This window comes from Zhihengliuella halotolerans (assembly GCF_004217565.1).
GTDB classification, from domain to species: domain Bacteria; phylum Actinomycetota; class Actinomycetes; order Actinomycetales; family Micrococcaceae; genus Zhihengliuella; species Zhihengliuella halotolerans.
The window spans coordinates 3,094,198-3,109,442 of record NZ_SHLA01000001.1 but is presented as its reverse complement, the minus strand read 5'-3'; the positions used below and the strand labels follow the sequence as shown (position 1 = coordinate 3,109,442).

At 68.8% G+C, this 15,245-nt stretch carries 14 protein-coding genes; 3 read left to right on the top strand and 11 right to left on the bottom strand.

Translation table 11 applies throughout. The features are described 5' to 3' along the window. Positions 1-1,608, top strand: a complete 1,608-nt coding sequence (locus EV380_RS14320) for an MDR family MFS transporter (protein ID WP_130451693.1) — start codon at positions 1-3, stop codon at positions 1,606-1,608. A gap of 97 nt (positions 1,609-1,705) precedes the next feature. Here EV380_RS14320 and EV380_RS14315 read toward each other — a convergent pair whose 3' ends face one another. From EV380_RS14315 to EV380_RS14285, 7 genes are all read right to left on the bottom strand, one after another. Further along, complete coding sequence (locus tag EV380_RS14315; protein WP_130451692.1) at positions 1,706-2,758, bottom strand: LLM class flavin-dependent oxidoreductase; 1,053 nt, start codon at positions 2,756-2,758, stop codon at positions 1,706-1,708. 5 nt (positions 2,759-2,763) lie between these two features. After that, positions 2,764-2,985 carry a tautomerase family protein gene (locus EV380_RS14310; protein ID WP_102159232.1) on the bottom strand — a complete coding sequence of 74 codons (222 nt, stop codon included), beginning with the start codon at positions 2,983-2,985 and terminating at the stop codon, positions 2,764-2,766. A gap of 3 nt (positions 2,986-2,988) precedes the next feature. Next, positions 2,989-4,470: an aldehyde dehydrogenase gene (locus EV380_RS14305; protein ID WP_130452254.1), complete on the bottom strand. Its 1,482-nt coding sequence runs from the start codon at positions 4,468-4,470 to the stop codon at positions 2,989-2,991. A 5-nt stretch (positions 4,471-4,475) separates the two neighbouring features. Further along, the gene (locus EV380_RS14300) at positions 4,476-5,222 is read right to left on the bottom strand and encodes an alpha/beta fold hydrolase (protein ID WP_130451691.1); all 747 of its coding nucleotides are present in this window, start codon (positions 5,220-5,222) and stop codon (positions 4,476-4,478) included. A gap of 5 nt (positions 5,223-5,227) precedes the next feature. Next, positions 5,228-5,779 carry an amino acid synthesis family protein gene (locus EV380_RS14295; RefSeq protein WP_102159229.1) on the bottom strand — a complete coding sequence of 184 codons (552 nt, stop codon included), beginning with the start codon at positions 5,777-5,779 and terminating at the stop codon, positions 5,228-5,230. After that, positions 5,776-6,390 (bottom strand): amino acid synthesis family protein, encoded by a 615-nt coding sequence (locus EV380_RS14290; RefSeq protein WP_102159228.1) that lies wholly within the window; start codon positions 6,388-6,390, stop codon positions 5,776-5,778. Before EV380_RS14290 ends, EV380_RS14295 begins: the two co-directional genes overlap by 4 nt. A gap of 103 nt (positions 6,391-6,493) precedes the next feature. Beyond that, the gene (locus tag EV380_RS14285; RefSeq protein WP_130451690.1) at positions 6,494-7,180 is read right to left on the bottom strand and encodes a GntR family transcriptional regulator; all 687 of its coding nucleotides are present in this window, start codon (positions 7,178-7,180) and stop codon (positions 6,494-6,496) included. 142 nt (positions 7,181-7,322) lie between these two features. On the opposite strand from EV380_RS14285, the gene EV380_RS14280 reads away from it, so the two are divergent. Both EV380_RS14280 and EV380_RS14275 read left to right on the top strand, forming a co-directional pair. Continuing rightward, positions 7,323-8,267 (top strand): flavin reductase, encoded by a 945-nt coding sequence (locus tag EV380_RS14280; RefSeq protein ID WP_130451689.1) that lies wholly within the window; start codon positions 7,323-7,325, stop codon positions 8,265-8,267. A 46-nt stretch (positions 8,268-8,313) separates the two neighbouring features. Beyond that, positions 8,314-9,924, top strand: coding sequence for a BCCT family transporter (locus EV380_RS14275; protein ID WP_130451688.1), 1,611 nt, complete (start codon positions 8,314-8,316; stop codon positions 9,922-9,924). Positions 9,925-9,961: 37 nt separating this feature from the next. Here the strand turns inward: EV380_RS14275 and EV380_RS14270 are convergent, their stop codons facing one another. The 4 genes from EV380_RS14270 to EV380_RS14255 all read right to left on the bottom strand — a co-directional run bounded on the left by EV380_RS14270 (position 9,962) and on the right by EV380_RS14255 (position 15,136). Further along, a complete protein-coding gene (locus EV380_RS14270; RefSeq protein ID WP_102159225.1) occupies positions 9,962-10,384 on the bottom strand; it encodes an acyl-CoA thioesterase in 423 nt (140 codons plus the stop codon). A 590-nt stretch (positions 10,385-10,974) separates the two neighbouring features. Continuing rightward, positions 10,975-12,867: a pectinesterase family protein gene (locus EV380_RS14265; RefSeq protein WP_130451687.1), complete on the bottom strand. Its 1,893-nt coding sequence runs from the start codon at positions 12,865-12,867 to the stop codon at positions 10,975-10,977. A 3-nt stretch (positions 12,868-12,870) separates the two neighbouring features. Further along, complete coding sequence (locus EV380_RS14260) at positions 12,871-14,244, bottom strand: pectate lyase family protein (protein ID WP_130451686.1); 1,374 nt, start codon at positions 14,242-14,244, stop codon at positions 12,871-12,873. A gap of 265 nt (positions 14,245-14,509) precedes the next feature. Then, on the bottom strand, positions 14,510-15,136 hold the full coding sequence (locus tag EV380_RS14255; protein ID WP_130452253.1) for a LysE family translocator: 627 nt from the start codon (positions 15,134-15,136) through the stop codon (positions 14,510-14,512). Between the last annotated feature and the right edge of the window lie 109 nt (positions 15,137-15,245).

The following is a 15,245-nucleotide window of genomic DNA, read 5'->3' as shown; positions in this document are numbered from 1 at the left end:
ATGGCCCGCACGCCACGCCCCGGCAGCGATGGCCAGCCGCTGCTGCTGACCCAGCGCCGCATCTGGATCATCTTCTCCGCCCTCATCGCCGGCATGATGCTGGCCAGCCTCGACCAGACCATCGTCTCCACCGCTATGCCGACCATCGTCGGCCAGCTCGGCGGCGTCGAGCACCAGGCCTGGATCACCACCGCCTACCTCCTGGCGACCACGATCGTCATGCCCGTCTACGGCAAGTTCGGCGACGTCCTGGGCCGCCGCAACCTCTTCCTCATCGCGATCGCCCTCTTCACGCTCGCGTCGATCGGCTGCGCCCTCGCGGACAGCTTCTGGATGTTCGTCTTCTTCCGCGCCCTGCAGGGCCTCGGCGGCGGCGGCCTGATGATCCTGTCGCAGGCGATCATCGCCGACATCGTCCCTGCGAGCGAGCGCGGCAAGTACATGGGCCCGATCGGCGGCATCTTCGGCCTCTCGGCCGTCGCCGGACCGCTGCTCGGCGGCTTCTTCGTCGACCACCTCACGTGGGAGTGGGCGTTCTACATCAACATCCCGATCGGCATCGCCGCGTTCGCGATCGCCTGGTTCGCGCTCACCCTGCCGAGCAAGAAGGCCACGCGCCGGATCGACGTCGCCGGCGTCGTCTTCCTCTCCATCGCCACGACCTGCCTGATCTTCTTCTCCGAGTTCGGCGGCAACGCCGAGCACGGTTGGGCCGCCCCCGAAACCTGGATGTGGGGTGCCGGCCTCGTCGTCGCCGCCACCGCTTTCTTCGTCACCGAGGCCCGCGCCGAGGACCCGATCATCCCCCTGGGACTGTTCCGGAACCCGATCTTCCTCAACGCGACGGCGATCGGTTTCACGCTCGGCTTGGGGATGTTCTCCGCGCTCGCTTTCATGCCGACGTTCCTGCAGATGTCCTCCGGGACGTCGGCCGCGGAGTCGGGCCTGCTGATGCTGCCGATGATGGTGGGCATGATGGGCACGTCCATCGCCTCGGGCATCCTCGTCTCGAAGACGGGCCGGTACAAGGCGTACCCGATCGTCGGCACGGTGGTCACGATCGCCTCGATGCTCCTGATGACCACGCTGTCCGCCGACACCCCCCTGTGGCAGATCTGCTCCTACCTGTTCCTCCTCGGCGCGGGCCTGGGCCTGATCATGCAGGTGGTGGTCCTCGTAGTGCAGAACGCCGTCCCGGCGGAGATGGTCGGCACCGCCACGAGCACCAACAACTACTTCCGTGAGGTCGGCGCGTCCCTGGGCGTCGCGATCTTCGGCGCCATGTTCACCAACAGCCTGACGACCGAGCTGACAGCGGTCTTCGCCGGTTCGGGCGCCACCGCGGCCGAGGCCGGCAGCGCGGCCAGCACGCTGGACCCGCAGACCATGAACCAGCTGCCGGAGGCCGTCCGCGACGGGATCGTCACCGCCTACGCCGATTCGCTGGCCCCTGTCTTCTGGTACCTGATCCCGTTCCTAGCGATCGCGTTCGTCCTGGCGCTGCTGCTCAAGCAGATCCCGCTCTCGGACGTGGCCGGCATGGTGGCCCGCGGCGAGGCGGTCGGCGGCGCGGATGCGGAGAAGCTGGAGGCCGACGCCGTACGCTGAGCCCGCTCACCGCAGTCGTCGACCGGTCCAGAAGACACGGAAAGCGCCCACTCGTCAGCCGTATGGCCGCGCGTGGGCGCCCACCGTCGGGACACGACTACGAGGTCGTGTTGAACTTCGGGACCACGTGCTCGATGAAAAGCTCGAGGGAGCGCTTCTTCTCCTCGTGGGTCAGGCTGTTGTCCGACCAGAGGCTGAACTCGTCGATGCCAAGCTCCTCGTAGCCGCGCAGCCGGTCGACGACCTCCTCGGGGGTCCCGATGACCGCGGACTTGCGCAGCGCCTCGGGGGCGAACTCGGGCTTGTCGGCGAAGGCCTCGGCCGGCGTCGGGTCAAGGAACCCGTTGACCGGCGTCGTCTTGTTCATGAACCACGCGTGGAACGTGCGGTAGTAGCGCTGGATAGCCTCTGCGGGGCGGCGCCATCCCTCGGGCTGATCGGCGTCGTGCACGTGGGTGTGCCGCAGCATCATGAGGTCGGGGCGGGGCACCTCCGGGTGGTCGGCGACCGCGGTCTCGAACTTCCCGACGAGGCTCTCGACTTCCTCATCGCCCTTCATCAGGGGCGTGACCATGACGTTGCAGCCGTTGGCTACGGCGAAGTCGTGGGAAGCGGGGTCGCGCGCGGCGATCCACATCGGCGGGGTCGGCTGCTGCACGGGCTTGGGCACTGAGGTCGACGTTGGGAACTGCCAGATCTCGCCGTCGTGCGCGTAGTCGCCCTGCCAGAGTTCGCGGACGGCGGGCACGAGCTCGCGCAGGTGCTTACCGCCCTCGGCCGCGGGCAGCCCGGGGGCCATGCGGTCGAACTCGAACTGGTGCGCACCGCGGGCGAGGCCCACCTCCGCCCGGCCGCCGCTGATGACGTCCAGCAGAGCGGTCTCGCCGGCGACGCGGAGCGGGTTCCAGAACGGGGCGATGATGGTGCCGGCGCCGAGGCGGATCGTCGACGTCTTGGCGGCGAGGTAGGCGAGCTGGGGCATCGGGCTCGGCGAGATCGTGTACTCCATGGCGTGGTGCTCGCCGATCCAGACCGTGCTGAACCCGCCGGCCTCGGCCATCTGCACGAGTTCGGTCAGGTTCGCGAACGACTGCTCGTGGCTGACGTCCTCGTCCCACCGCTCCATGTGGACGAACAGGGAAAATCTCATGGTTCCTACTCCTTCGGTTCAGTGCTGTGGGCCGGCGCCGCCTGGCGCTCGGCGATCGTCTTGTCGGCCTTGGACCAGTGGGTCGTCGGCACCTCGCGGATGATGACGGTGGTGTTCTCCGGCAGCGCGCCAACCGTTTCTTCGGCCGCCGCATGCAGGGCGGAGACCAGGTTCCGCAGCTGTTCGGGGCTGCGCCCCTCGGCGATGGACACGTCGATGAGCGGCACGGGTCAGCTCCGCAGGGTGAACGGGTCCGCGACGGGACCCTCGTCGGTGTTGATCCAGATGCTCTTCAGGCGCGTGTACTCGTTCATGGACTCCAGTCCGTGCTCGATACCGACACCGCTGGACTTGAAGCCCTGGCGCGGGGACATCGGCGACATCGCCCGGTAGGTGTTGACCCAGACGGTGCCGGCGTCGAGTCGGCGCGACATGCGGTGCGCACGGGCCAGATTCTGCGTCCAGACCCCGGCGGCGAGGCCGTATTCGGTGTCGTTGGCCAGGGCCAGCACCTCGTCCTCGGTGTCGAAGGGCATGATCGCGGCGACCGGGCCGAAAATCTCCTCGCGGACAACGCGCATGCTGTTGTCGACCCCCGTGAGCACCGTCGGCTCGAAGAAGTAGCCGCCGAGGCCCGTCTCGGGCCGCCCGCCTCCGGTCGCGACCTGCGCACCCTCCGCGACCCCGAGGTCCACGTAGGAGGACACCTTCTCCAGCTGCGCCTCGAAGGCGAGCGGCCCGAGTTCGGTGGCCGCGTCCCGGGGATCGCCGATGACGATGCTCTGCGCGCGCGCCGCGACCTTCTCCAGCAGCTCGTCGTACACGGAGCGGTGCGCGAACACGCGACTACCGGCGATGCAGGTCTGCCCGGCCGCCGCGAAGATTCCAGCCACGACGCCCATCGCCGCGTTGTCCACGTCGGCATCGCCGAAGACGATGTTGGGGCTCTTGCCGCCGAGCTCGAGCGTGCATCCGATGAACCGGGCCGCCGTGGAGGACGCGATGCGGGCACCCGTCGCCGTCGAACCGGTGAAGGAGATCTTGGCGATCCCAGGGTGCTCGACGAGCGCCGCGCCGGCTTCGGCGCCCATCCCGGTCACGACGTTGACGACGCCGTCGGGGAACCCCGCCTGCACCGTCAGCTCGGCGAAGCGAAGGATGGTGCGCGAGGTGTACTCGGACGGCTTGATGACCAGCGTGTTGCCGGCGGCGAGCGCCGGGGCCAGCTTGGACGTGGTCAGGGTCAGGGGCGAGTTCCACGGGGTGATGGCGCCGACGACGCCGAGCGGCTCGCGCTGCGTGTAGTTCAGGACTTCGATCGAGCTCGTGGGCACCTGGCTGCCCTGGACCTTGTCGGCGAGCCCCGCGTAGTAGTAGAGGTACTCGGGCAGGCCGGCGAGCTGGCCGCGCATCTCGCGCAGCAGCTTGCCGTTGTCCTCGGTCTCCTGCAGCGCCAGCTCCTCGGCGTTCTCGACGACGAGATCGGCCAGACGCCGCAGCAGGTGGCCGCGCTTCGTCGGCGAGAGGTCGCGCCAGAGCGGATTCCGGAACGCCGCGTCGGCAGCGGCGACGGCGCGGTTCACGTCCTCGGCGGTGCCGCGCGCGGCCTCGTAGAGGACCTCCAGGGTCGCCGGGTTGGTGCTCGTGAAGTATTCGCCGTCCGCCGGGGCGGCGGCGCGGCCGTTGATGAAGTGGTCGTAGCGCTGGGTCATGGTTCTCACGTGCTCGATTCGTCGATGAAGCGATGGATGGTCTCGGCGAGTGCGCGCGGGCACTGCACCGGCAGCATGTGGCGGGCGCCGGGGACGACGACGGCGCGCGCGCCCGGGATGGCCGCCGTCAGCCGGCGGGTCATCTCCGGGGTCGAACCGGGGTCGAGCTCGCCGGTCACGTTGAGCGCCGGCTGCCCGATCCGCCCGAGGTCGGGGCCGATCTCGGCGTCGCCGGTCGCGAAGACGCCGTAGGCGGCCAGGAACGATTCGACGTCGTTGGCCAGCAGCACCCTGCGGGTCGCGTCGACGACGGCGTCGTCAACGCCGGTGCCGGCCGGGTACCAGCGGTCGATCGACGCGGCCGCCGCGGCGGGGAAGTCCGCGATCGCCTGTTCCCGCCGCGCCGCCACGGAGGCTCGCTCGGACTCGTTCCGCCGGCAGACCGAGCTCACGCTGGTCAGGCTCGCGACCCGGTCCGGGCGGTGCACGGCGAGGGTCTGCGCGATCAGCGCGCCCAGCGAGAATCCGACGAGGTGACAGACCCGCGGGAGCCGGGCGGCGACGTCGTCCGCGAAGACGGCGAGGTCCGCCTCCCCGCGCCACGGCGGCTGCGACCCGTGCCCGGGCAGGTCCAGCGCGATGATCTCCCGCGCGGACAGGCGGGCGTATTCCTCGCGGAAGGCGCCCCACATGCTGCGGTCCAGCCCGACCCCGTGCAGCAGGACGAGCGGCGTCGAATTCTCGCGGGCCATCGCGCCTACTGCTCCGTGCTCAGCGGCGCGAGTCGCTGCTGCGGGCGGCCCTGGGCTGCGGCGGCGAGCGCGATGACGATCTCGCCGGGGTGCGGGGCATCGGCCAGTCGGACCTCGATGCTCTGGTGGTGCGAGCGGATCGTGGCGTCCGTCTTGTGCTTGAGCGGAATGTCGAACACGACGCCGGCCGGCCCGCGCTTCTCAACTGCGGGCAGCAGCGTGGTCGCTTCGGCGGCCTTGCGGTAGTGGTCGCCGAACTTGAGGGTGTGGATGATCGCGCTGCCGTGCTCGATTTCGCCGTCGAGTCCGACGATGGCTGCCTTGCCGTAGGCCTCGACCGGCTCGCCCAGGGCCGCGATGACACGCGGGGCGAGCAGGGCTCCGACCTCGGAGGCGACGGCGTCGATGCCGGCGCTCAGGTCCTCGACGAATCCTTGGCCGGCCCACGGGTTCTCGATCACGGCGGCAACCACGGCGACGCGGGCCGGAGTCTCCACCGGGCGTCCGCCCTCGGCGTGGGTCTCTTCGATCAGGGTGACGATCTTGCGCGGGTTCATGCTTGTGCTCCTTGGAGTATCGCCGCGGTCACGGCTGGGTCGGTGGACCGGTCGCCGATCCGCGGATGCGGGCGCGGGCCGGTGGAGGCGGCGGCCACGACGACGATCTCGTCTGGCGCGGGGCCGTCGCTGACCCGAGTGGTCATGGTCTGGTAGTGGCTTCGGGTGGCGGCCGCCGTCTTGTGCCACAGGGGCACGGTGAGGCTCTGTCCGGCGTCGGCGCGCTCGTCGGCGAAGCACAGGATCGAGGTGCCCTCGAGGAACTCGCGGACCAGGTTGCCGAAGTAGGGCGTGTGGATGAGCGCGCTGCCGTGCTCGATCTCCCCCGCCGTTCCGACGATCGCGGCCTTGCCGAACGCCTCGATCTCCTCGACCCCGCCGAGCCCGGCGAGTAGGCGGTCGGAGACGATACGGGCCAAATGCGGGGCCAGGCGCTCCGCCTCGGCGGAAAGGTCCGCCTCCGGACCGGTCCCGTGCCACGGGTTCTTGACGACGACGGCGACCGAGGCCCGACGGGCCGGGACCGCCGGTGCCGCCCCAGCCTCGAGCAGGACCTCCTCCTCGAGGTAGACGACCTTTCGGACGTCGGGCAGGATCGCGGCGGCCGTCACGCGCGGGCTCCGCGCTGGTGCGGGCGGCGCCCGGTGCCGCCGGTGGGGATGTGGCGCATGTCTATCCTTCCGGGCCGGTGTGTCCGACCACGAGTGAGTGGGGCTAGCGGATCGCCGATTCGTGGGCCGTCGCGGAGTCCGTCAGGAGCTCTCGCGAGGAGGCGTAGACGTGGTTTCGCATGGCCGCCTCGGCGCCGAAGTGGTCCTTGGCGATGATCATGTCCAGAACCGCGCGGTGCTCGGCTGTGGAGGTCCGGATACGGCCGGGGTGCGCAGCGGTGCGGACGACCATCCGGTGATAGGCCAACTGGTTCATGAGCCGGTCGTAGTGTTCGGCGAGCTTGCTGTTGTCGGCTCCGCGGATGATGGTCCAGTGAAACTCGTGCACGAGCGCCGCGTACTTCTCGGCGTCCTGTTCGGCTGCGGCCGTCTCCGACTCCTCGATGTTGCGGGCCAGCACGTCCAGCTCCGGGACGGATCCCCGCCGCGCCAGCAAGCCTGCGGCAAGACCCTCGAGCCCCTCCTTGAGCTGGAAGAGCTCGACGATCTCGCGACGGGTGGGCTCGCGCACGAACGTTCCCACCTTGGGCCGGATCTCGACGAGGCCCTCGTGTTGGAGCTGCTTGAGCGCCTCCCGGATCGGAGTGCGACTCACACCGAACTCGTCCGAGAGCAGAACCTCGGACAGCGGGGCACCCGGCGGGTACGCCCCGCCGAGGACCAGATCCCGCACGCGGTCCAAAAGCGTCTCCGAGCCGGCGAGTACCGTTCTTTCGTGATCCTGTTGCATACAACAGAACCTACGACAGCCGCGCATGCGGCGTCAAGAGATCTCCGCAAACAACCTGACTTCCCGGGGATTAGGCAGAAATCAGCGGAGAACGGGTCGCGGGCCTTGACGGCAAGCTGTGATGGCGGTTACGTTCTCTACCATGCAACAGACATTGACTTCCTCCCTGACCTCCGCGTGGATCGACGCCTGGAACGACGGCGACGTCGCGGCCCTCGAGACCATCGTCACCGACGACTACGCACGAGTGAGCCGCTCGCACGGGAACACCGAATCGCTGGCCCAGATCCAGGATGAGATCACCGCGGTTCGCTCTGCCTTCCCCGACCTGTCCACCCGCATCGACTCCGTCGTCGAAGGCGAGGGCCAGGCCGTCATCTTCTGGACGAGCGTCGGCACGCACACGGAGCCGTTCCTCGGCGTCCCGGCGACCGGGCGCCGCGTTGAAACCCGCGGATGCAATCACCTGCGCCTCGTCGACGGCCTGATCCAGCGCGAAGAGGTGACCTGGGACAGCTCCGAGCTGCTGCACGCCCTGGGCGTGAGGCACCTCAGCGATGCCGCCCCGCACGCCGGGGACGTCGTCGTCGACGATCTCTCGGGCGAGCCGGACCCCGAGAGCATGAAGACCTTCAACCGGCAGTTCGTCACGGGCGTCACTGTGGTGACGACCCGCGACGGCGACGCGCCGAAGGGCCTGGCTGTCAACGCCTACTCCTCGATCTCGCTCGAGCCGCCACTCGTCATGGTGTGCGTCCAGAAGACCTCGTCGACCTACCCGGCCCTCTTCGCGGGCACCCACCTCGGCATCAACATTCTCGGCACCGAGCAGCGCGAGACCGTCGCGACGTTCGCTTCGAAGGCCGCCGACAAGTTCGCCGACCTCGACTGGCACGCCGGCCCGAACGGCAGCCCCCTCATCGACGGGTCCCCCGCCTGCATCGAAGCGGAGATCCGCGAGCGCTTCCAGGCCAAAACGCACACCGTCTTCATCTGCCGCGTCCGCCACGCCGAAGTCACCGAGGCCAGCCCCATCGTCTACAAGGCCGGACGGTTCTTCGACAGCGACGATCTCAAGCAGCTCTAGCCCCCTCGTTCCCCTCAAGAGACCTCACCCAACATCGGAGGACACCGTGGTCCAACAACTCTCCCCGCCGACTCCCGCTCGGCAGTCTCCGGGCACCGGCAGGTCCACCGTCGGCGCGGTCCTGTACGCGTCGGTCGCGCTCATCGCCGTCTTCATCGTCTGGGCGTCGATCTCTCCGGAGAGCCTCGGGACGGTCATGGGCTCCTCCATGAACTGGGTCGCCGAGACGATCGGATGGAGCTACCTCGTGGTTCCACTGCTGTGCATCGGACTTTTGGTCTACCTCTTCTTCAGCCGCTACGGAGAGGTGCGGCTCGGCCCGGACGACAGCCGTCCCGAATACAGCACGTGGTCCTGGCTCGCGATGATCCTCGCCGCCGTCATGGGAATCGGGCTGGTCAGCTACGGTGTGGCCGAGCCGATCTCCCACTTCGTGACGCCGCCGCACGGTCTGGCCGAGCCCGGGACGCAGGAGGCCGCAGTCCGCGCGCTGCAGTTCAGCTACTTCGACTGGGGACCCCACGCGTGGGCGGTGTTCGGCGTCTTCGGGCTGGCCATCGGCTATTCGACGCACCGCAAGGGCCGTGCCGGCCTCGTGTCTCCGATGCTGCGCCCGGTCTTGGGCAAGCTCGTCGACGGAGCCTTCGGCAAGGCGATCGACGTGTTCGCGGTCATCGCCACGCTGTTCGGCACGACGACGTCGCTCGGCCTCGGCGCCTCGCAGATCAACGAGGGACTCGCCCGCGTTTTCAACCTGCCGAGCGGGTTGAACATGCAGATCATCATCATCGCGGTCATCACCGTGCTGTTCACGGTGTCCGCGCTGACGGGCGTGAGCCGGGGCATCAAGTACATCAGCCAGATCACGATGGCGGCCTCGGCCGTGATGGCACTGTTCGTGCTGTTCGCCGGTCCCACGAACTTCATCACGAACATCTTCTTCCGGGCCACGGGCCAATTCGCCACCGACTTCTTCGCCATGAGCCTCACGACTCCGACGACGGCCGAGGACATGGCGTGGATGCAGTGGTGGACGTACTTCATGATGGCCTGGTGGCTGAGCTGGGGCGCCTTCGTGGGCATCTTCCTCGCGAAGATCTCCCGCGGACGCACGCTGCGCCAGTTCATCGCGGGCACTCTCGGGGTCCCGACCCTGGTGTTCTTCGCGTGGTTCACGATCTTCGGCGGGTCGGCCATCAAGTTCGACATGGACGGGGCCGGCATCGGCGAGGCGACCGGCGAGAACATCAACGCCGCGTTCTTCTCGCTCCTGGATCAGCTGCCGCTGACGCACTTCATGTCGATCGTGACCGTGCTGCTCGTCGTGCTCTTCTTCATCTCCGGCGCCGACTCGAACACGTTCGTGTTGAGCACGCTCTCGTCCAAGGGGTCGCTCACCCCGGGCAAGCCGGTGCTGACCCTCTGGGGCGTCCTCACCGGACTCTGCGCGGTGCTGCTCCTGATCGTCGGCGGGCTGAACGCCCTGCAGCAGGCGGCGATGCTTTCGGCCCTGCCGTTCACGATCATCGTCGGCCTGCTCGGCATCTCCCTCGTCATCGAACTTCGACGGGATCCGGAGTTCAAGCTCCTTCGGCGTGCCCGGTTGCGCGAAATAGTGACGAACGAGAACCCCGGCTCGTCGGATACGACGCCGTAGCGGCGCGTCCGAGTTCCCGCCGGCTGCGGGTCCCGTATCAGTCGGTCAAGTGCTGGCGCGGGACGCGGTCGCGCGTGTAGGTGATCTCGGTATAGCCGTGCGGGGCCGGCTGCCCGTCCTCGCCGAGGTTCACGAACACGAGCTTCTCGATCGTCAGGATCGACTGCCGCGTGAACATGTTGCGCACTTCAGCCCGCATCGTCAGCGACGTCCGGCCGAAGTGCGTGGCGGTCAGCCCCATCTCGATCAGGTCACCCTGCTTGGCGGAACTGACGAAGTTGATCTCCGACATGTACTTCGTGACGGCGTGCCCATTGCCGAGTTGGATGATCGCGTAGATCGCGGCCTCCTCGTCGATCCAGCGCAGCAGCGACCCACCGAAGAGGGTGCCATTCGCGTTCAGATCCTCGGGACGCACCCACTTGCGGGTGTGGAACGAGATGTCGCCTTTCTCGGCCATGCTCAGCTTCTCCTCCGGTTGGGCGCGGCCCGTGCCGCCGGCGCCTCTTCCCAGCATATTCCGCAAACGCCTTCTTTGTCCTGACAAAGTGGTCCGTCTAACGGGGCCCCGTTCTGCACGTCACCCGAGCGTAGGGCGCAGGGGAGAGGCACGACGCCGGCGCGTGACATTTCGGGCGCGGTCGAAACCCGCCGGCCACCATCAGCCAGTTCCAAAAATCAAGTCCCAGACGCTGGCCGCGTGATGCAGCGTCCGAGCGATGCGGCAAGCGAACACCGCGATTCGAACGACCGGATGCGTCAGAAAGGCGCGCATCCTTTTGACGACGGCGCGCCCCACTCTGCAGCACGTGTCAGACGCGGCACGAACAAAGGTCAAGATCTTCGCGAAGGCTCTCATACCCATACAAGGTCAACTTTTGGTGCCTTGTTCGCAGCCTAGACCCGATATTTTTTAGCTAATTTTGGATCCCGCTCGCCCCCCCGGGACGCCAAATCGAGGCTGGTCCGGCACATCAGTCAAGGGCACGACGCCGGCGCGTGCCGGCGTCGTACCCCTCACCTCTCGTCGGACTTCAGGCCCTGCTCAACCTACGCGTAGTTGAGCAGGGCGACGCTGTCGGCCGAGGTGCGCGCGAGCTGCGGCGCCCAGCCGTCGCTGCCCGCGAGGTAGGCCGCAGGCGTGTACTCGGCGGCCTTTGCTACCGACATCTGCGGGCGGTCGGCTGTGACGAACGAGCCCGGCCCACGGTTGTGGTGCTCGGCGAACCGGGCCGTTTTCCACGAGAAACCGCTCATGTCCGTCCACGGCGACGCCTTGATGTGGTCGCCGAGGAACGAATCGCGGACCAGGACCTGGGCGATCGCGTCCGGGTCGCCGCCCGGGTGCCACGGCCGACCCAGATGCACGGTCCGGCGCGCGGCCGGCGAGGCGAATTCGCACCCGTCGAAGAGGTAGCCGTGCTTGATGGACTGGTCCACGCTGTTCGCGGTGACGTACCCGTTGTTGGACTCGCCGCGGTCGAGGGAGACGATCCGGCACGCGTCGAACACTGCGGTGCCGCGGCCGAAAATGAAATCGACGTCGCCCACCACGTGGCAGGACTCGAACAGAAAGCGCGCCTGCACGCCCGTGGACGGTGAGTTGACGTAGAGCGTGTCCTGATTGCCCAGGCAGCGCACGTTGCGCAGCACCGAGTAGTCGCCCGCGAGCCGCAGCGCGACCGCCTGCCGGCTGGTGATCTCCGGGTGCGCGGCCTCGTCGAAGTCGTTCGCGAACGTCAGGTTCTCCGCGTGGAAGTACGCGGCGTCGACCCGGATGGACGTGCTGCCCGTGGTCCCGTACGTGCCGCCGTCCGGATGCGGGGTTCCGGAGGCGTTGTCGTAGACCAGCACCGTGTCCTGCGGCTTCTCCCCGAGGCCGAGGAACGTGATGCGCTCTTTGTCGGAGCCCACCCGCACGATCTCGCGGTACGTCCCCGGCGCGATCCGGATGACGGTGCGCTGACTGCTGCGCGAGGCGACGGAGTCGACGGCGGCCTGCACGGACGCGAAGTCGCCGCCCGGGCCGACGTCGATAGTCCGCACCTCGTCCACGGGCCGCTCCGGCGGCCAGTAGGTCTCGGCGAGCGGATCGATCTGGGCGTCGAGGCGCGTGAACCAGCTGCCCGGCACGATCCCCTTCTTCACGAGCTCGGCCGCTACGAGCCGGGCCACCGCGAGCGCGCCGACGGCGTGGAAGTGCGTGTTGTCCTCGCTCCCGTCCGGGAACTGCGGGTGCTCGCCGGGTGCGAGGTGGAGGAAGTGGGACAGGGTCCCGTCCGGTCCGAGCCGCTGCCAGAGCGCGCGTGAGGACTCGGCCAAGTCCACGAGTGGTGTCCCGGTCGCCGCAGCGAGCTCGCGCACGGCCCGCGGGTACTCTCCGTGCGTCGCACGGGCGTTGCCCGCGGCGTCGAACCGGCGGCGCTCGACCGACGTGACGAGCACGGGGTGCCCGCCCTTCGCGCGAGCCCCGTCGATGTAGCGGCTCAGATACTCCTTGTACGTCGTGTCCGGGTCGGTGCCGCGGTCCGGATCGGACGTCTTCGAATCGTTGTGCCCGAAGGAGATCAGCAGGTAGTCGCCCGACCGCATCAGGTCTAGGACCGTGTCCAGCTTGCCCGCGTCCGCGAAGCTCTTGGACGAGGCGCCGGACCACGCGTAGTCGAACACCGACGCCTTCTTGCCGGTCAGCAGCGCCAGGCTCTGACCCCAGCCGGTGCGGGGGCGCACGTCGTGCTCGTAGGCGCTGGCCGTCGAGTCGCCGACGACGAACACCACCGGCCCCCGCTCGGCACCCGCCGCAGCGGCCGAAGTGACGGAGGACGGCGGCGTCGTACCGGTGGCCAGGGCGGCGGCACCGCTGGCGGACACGAGCGCCGCGGACCCGGCCGCCAGGCCGAGGGTGCGCAGCACGGCGCGGCGGGACAAGGTTGAGATCTCCATGGCCTACTCCCCCGCCGTGAAGATCGGTCCGGTGCCTGTGGCGAGCAGTGCCGGGACCGCCTGGGCCGCATGCACCGTAGTGCGCCGCTCGGGCGCCCACGAGTCGTCGCGGCCGAGCTGCGTCTCGGCGGCGACGGCGTCGTTGTGGGCGGCGAGCAGGTCGACCTTCTGGCCGTTGAGGACGTTGCCGTCCGTGTAGACCGCGTCGCCCTTCCAGTTCTTGATGACCGTGGCCGCGTCGACATCGCCCGTGATCGCATTGTCCGTCGCGTAGAGGTGCGACTCCACGCCGGCGCCGAAGAGGTAGCCGTAGGCCACGGGCGAGTCGTCCGTGAGGACGAAGTGGTTGTTGTAGACGTCCACCTGGCCGTAGCGGACGCGCGGAGCGCGCTGGCCGATGTCCTTGAAGACGTTGTGGTGGATCGTGACCTTGAGCTTGCCGGGGTCCCCGCGCGTCGGCGAGTCCGTGGAGCCGATCAGCATGAGCTTGTCGTGGTCCTCGAAGCGGTTGTAGGACATGGTCACGAAGTTCGAACCGTTCGTGACGTCCACCGCGCCGTCGTGCACCTGGAACGGGCGGCCGAAGTACTCCGGCAGCTCGTCGTCGAAGTTCGGGGCGTCGGTGAACGTGTTGTGATCCAGCCAGACGTTCTCCGTGCCGTTGATGATCTGCAGCAGGTCGTACTCGCTGTTCCAGTTCCCGCTCGAACCGTCGGTCGGGTCCCAGCCCGGGAAGCAGTCGCGGGAGTCGCTGATGGTCAGGTTGCGGACGATCACGTTGCGCTCCCCGTTGATGCGCAGGGCGGCGCCCGTGATGCCGGCATCTGCGTCGGCGCCGACGATCGTGGTGTTCGACGGGATGTCCCAGCGGATCCAGTTCTTCTGATTCGTCGCCGCGGCCCGGCGGGCGTCCTCGAGCGCACCGCGCGGTTCCTCGTCCCATCCCCAGTTCTGTGGCGCGTACGCCTCGAGGTACTCCGCGAAGTCATAGCCGGTGCCCTCCGCGTAGGCGTCGCAGGTCTGCGGGCGCCCATCCGGCCCCTCATTGCCGTCGATCACGCCGTGCACCCGGATGATCTTCGGCGCATCGCCTGCCTCGTCGATGGCTGCAAGGAGGCTGGCGCGCGAGTCGACGTCGTACACGTGCCCGGCGGCGGCGTCCGCGCCGCCCGTGGTGCCGGATCCGGCCGATCCCCAGCCGTCGTCGGCGCCCAGGACCTGGCGCTCCAGCGCCACCCGCGCCGTCTGCCCGTTCGCGCTCGCCTGACCGCCGGGTGCGGCCCCCGCCGGGGCCGCTGCGACCGTGGCGGCGAGGAGGGCGGCCGACAACGTCGTCGCCACCGCTCCGGCCGCCCGAATTCTGCTGCTGCTTCGCATGCTCACTTCTTCCATCGTTGGAATACTCATGGACAACGGTCAGCCCGCATCACGCGGAACGCCTCGCCGCCCGCCCCACCGGACACCTCGCGCTGGTGATGTACATCACTGCTGATCGATGCTCAGGAAGCTACCAGCAAGCGCATTCCACGCGGCAGGGGTTATGCGCCTTCGGCAAGACGCGAGTCCCTCAGGGTTGGTGGCGGCGCGCGTCGGCCACTGCGCGGATCCGCCGGTCCGCGCCGGCCCGGCCTCATACGACCCCTCAGACGGCCGCGACCCGCTCGACTAGCAGGATGACGCCGATCGCCACCATCGCCGCCCCGGAGAGCCGGGAGACCATCCGCGCCGCCGTCGGCCGGGCCCCCAGGACGCGGCGGGCGGCGAGGCCCACGGAGGCGTAGACGGCGGCGCAGCTGACCAGGTGCACAGCGCCGAGGGCGCCGATCTGCCCGGCGACGGGCCACGCGGCTGCAGCGTCGGTGAACTGCGGCAGCAGTGCCACGAAGAGCAGGAAGACCTTGGGGTTCAGGCCGCTGATGCCCGCCCCCTTGAGGACCTGGCGCGAGACGCCGGTGCCGCTTAGGGAGGCACCGGCGGCGGAGCCCAGCGACGGGACCGCAGGGCGGGCGATCGTTCCGACGCCGAGCCAGACCAGGTATGCGCACCCGGCGGCGGTGAGCGTCGTCAGCGCCCACGGGTGCGCCGCGAGCAGCGCGCCGACGCCTGCGGCGACGAGCCCGACCACGAGCAGGTGCCCCGAGAGCAGGCCGCCCACCGCGGGGGCCACCGACCGGTGGCGGATGCCCGCGCTCATCGCGTACGCCCAGTCGGCACCGGGCGTCACGACGAAGAGCGTCGACACCAGCCAGAACGCGAACACCGTCTGCATCTCCACGTCGAAATCCCCTTCTCCGGTCCGCCCCGCGCGGCCCACTGGGCAGACTAGGCCGGATCGATTCGAAGGTGTTCTCAACTTCTACCGGAATTCCGACAAAAAT

Coding starts and splice junctions, on each gene's coding strand:
- EV380_RS14320 (WP_130451693.1), top strand. CDS start 1: ATGGCCCGCACGCCACGCCCCGGCAGCGATGGCCAGCCGCTGCTGCTG.
- EV380_RS14315 (WP_130451692.1), bottom strand. CDS start 2,758: ATGAGATTTTCCCTGTTCGTCCACATGGAGCGGTGGGACGAGGACGTC.
- EV380_RS14305 (WP_130452254.1), bottom strand. CDS start 4,470: ATGACCCAGCGCTACGACCACTTCATCAACGGCCGCGCCGCCGCCCCG.
- EV380_RS14300 (WP_130451691.1), bottom strand. CDS start 5,222: ATGGCCCGCGAGAATTCGACGCCGCTCGTCCTGCTGCACGGGGTCGGG.
- EV380_RS14295 (WP_102159229.1), bottom strand. CDS start 5,779: ATGAACCCGCGCAAGATCGTCACCCTGATCGAAGAGACCCACGCCGAG.
- EV380_RS14285 (WP_130451690.1), bottom strand. CDS start 7,180: ATGCAACAGGATCACGAAAGAACGGTACTCGCCGGCTCGGAGACGCTT.
- EV380_RS14280 (WP_130451689.1), top strand. CDS start 7,323: ATGCAACAGACATTGACTTCCTCCCTGACCTCCGCGTGGATCGACGCC.
- EV380_RS14270 (WP_102159225.1), bottom strand. CDS start 10,384: ATGGCCGAGAAAGGCGACATCTCGTTCCACACCCGCAAGTGGGTGCGT.
- EV380_RS14265 (WP_130451687.1), bottom strand. CDS start 12,867: ATGGAGATCTCAACCTTGTCCCGCCGCGCCGTGCTGCGCACCCTCGGC.
- EV380_RS14260 (WP_130451686.1), bottom strand. CDS start 14,244: ATGCGAAGCAGCAGCAGAATTCGGGCGGCCGGAGCGGTGGCGACGACG.
- EV380_RS14255 (WP_130452253.1), bottom strand. CDS start 15,136: ATGCAGACGGTGTTCGCGTTCTGGCTGGTGTCGACGCTCTTCGTCGTG.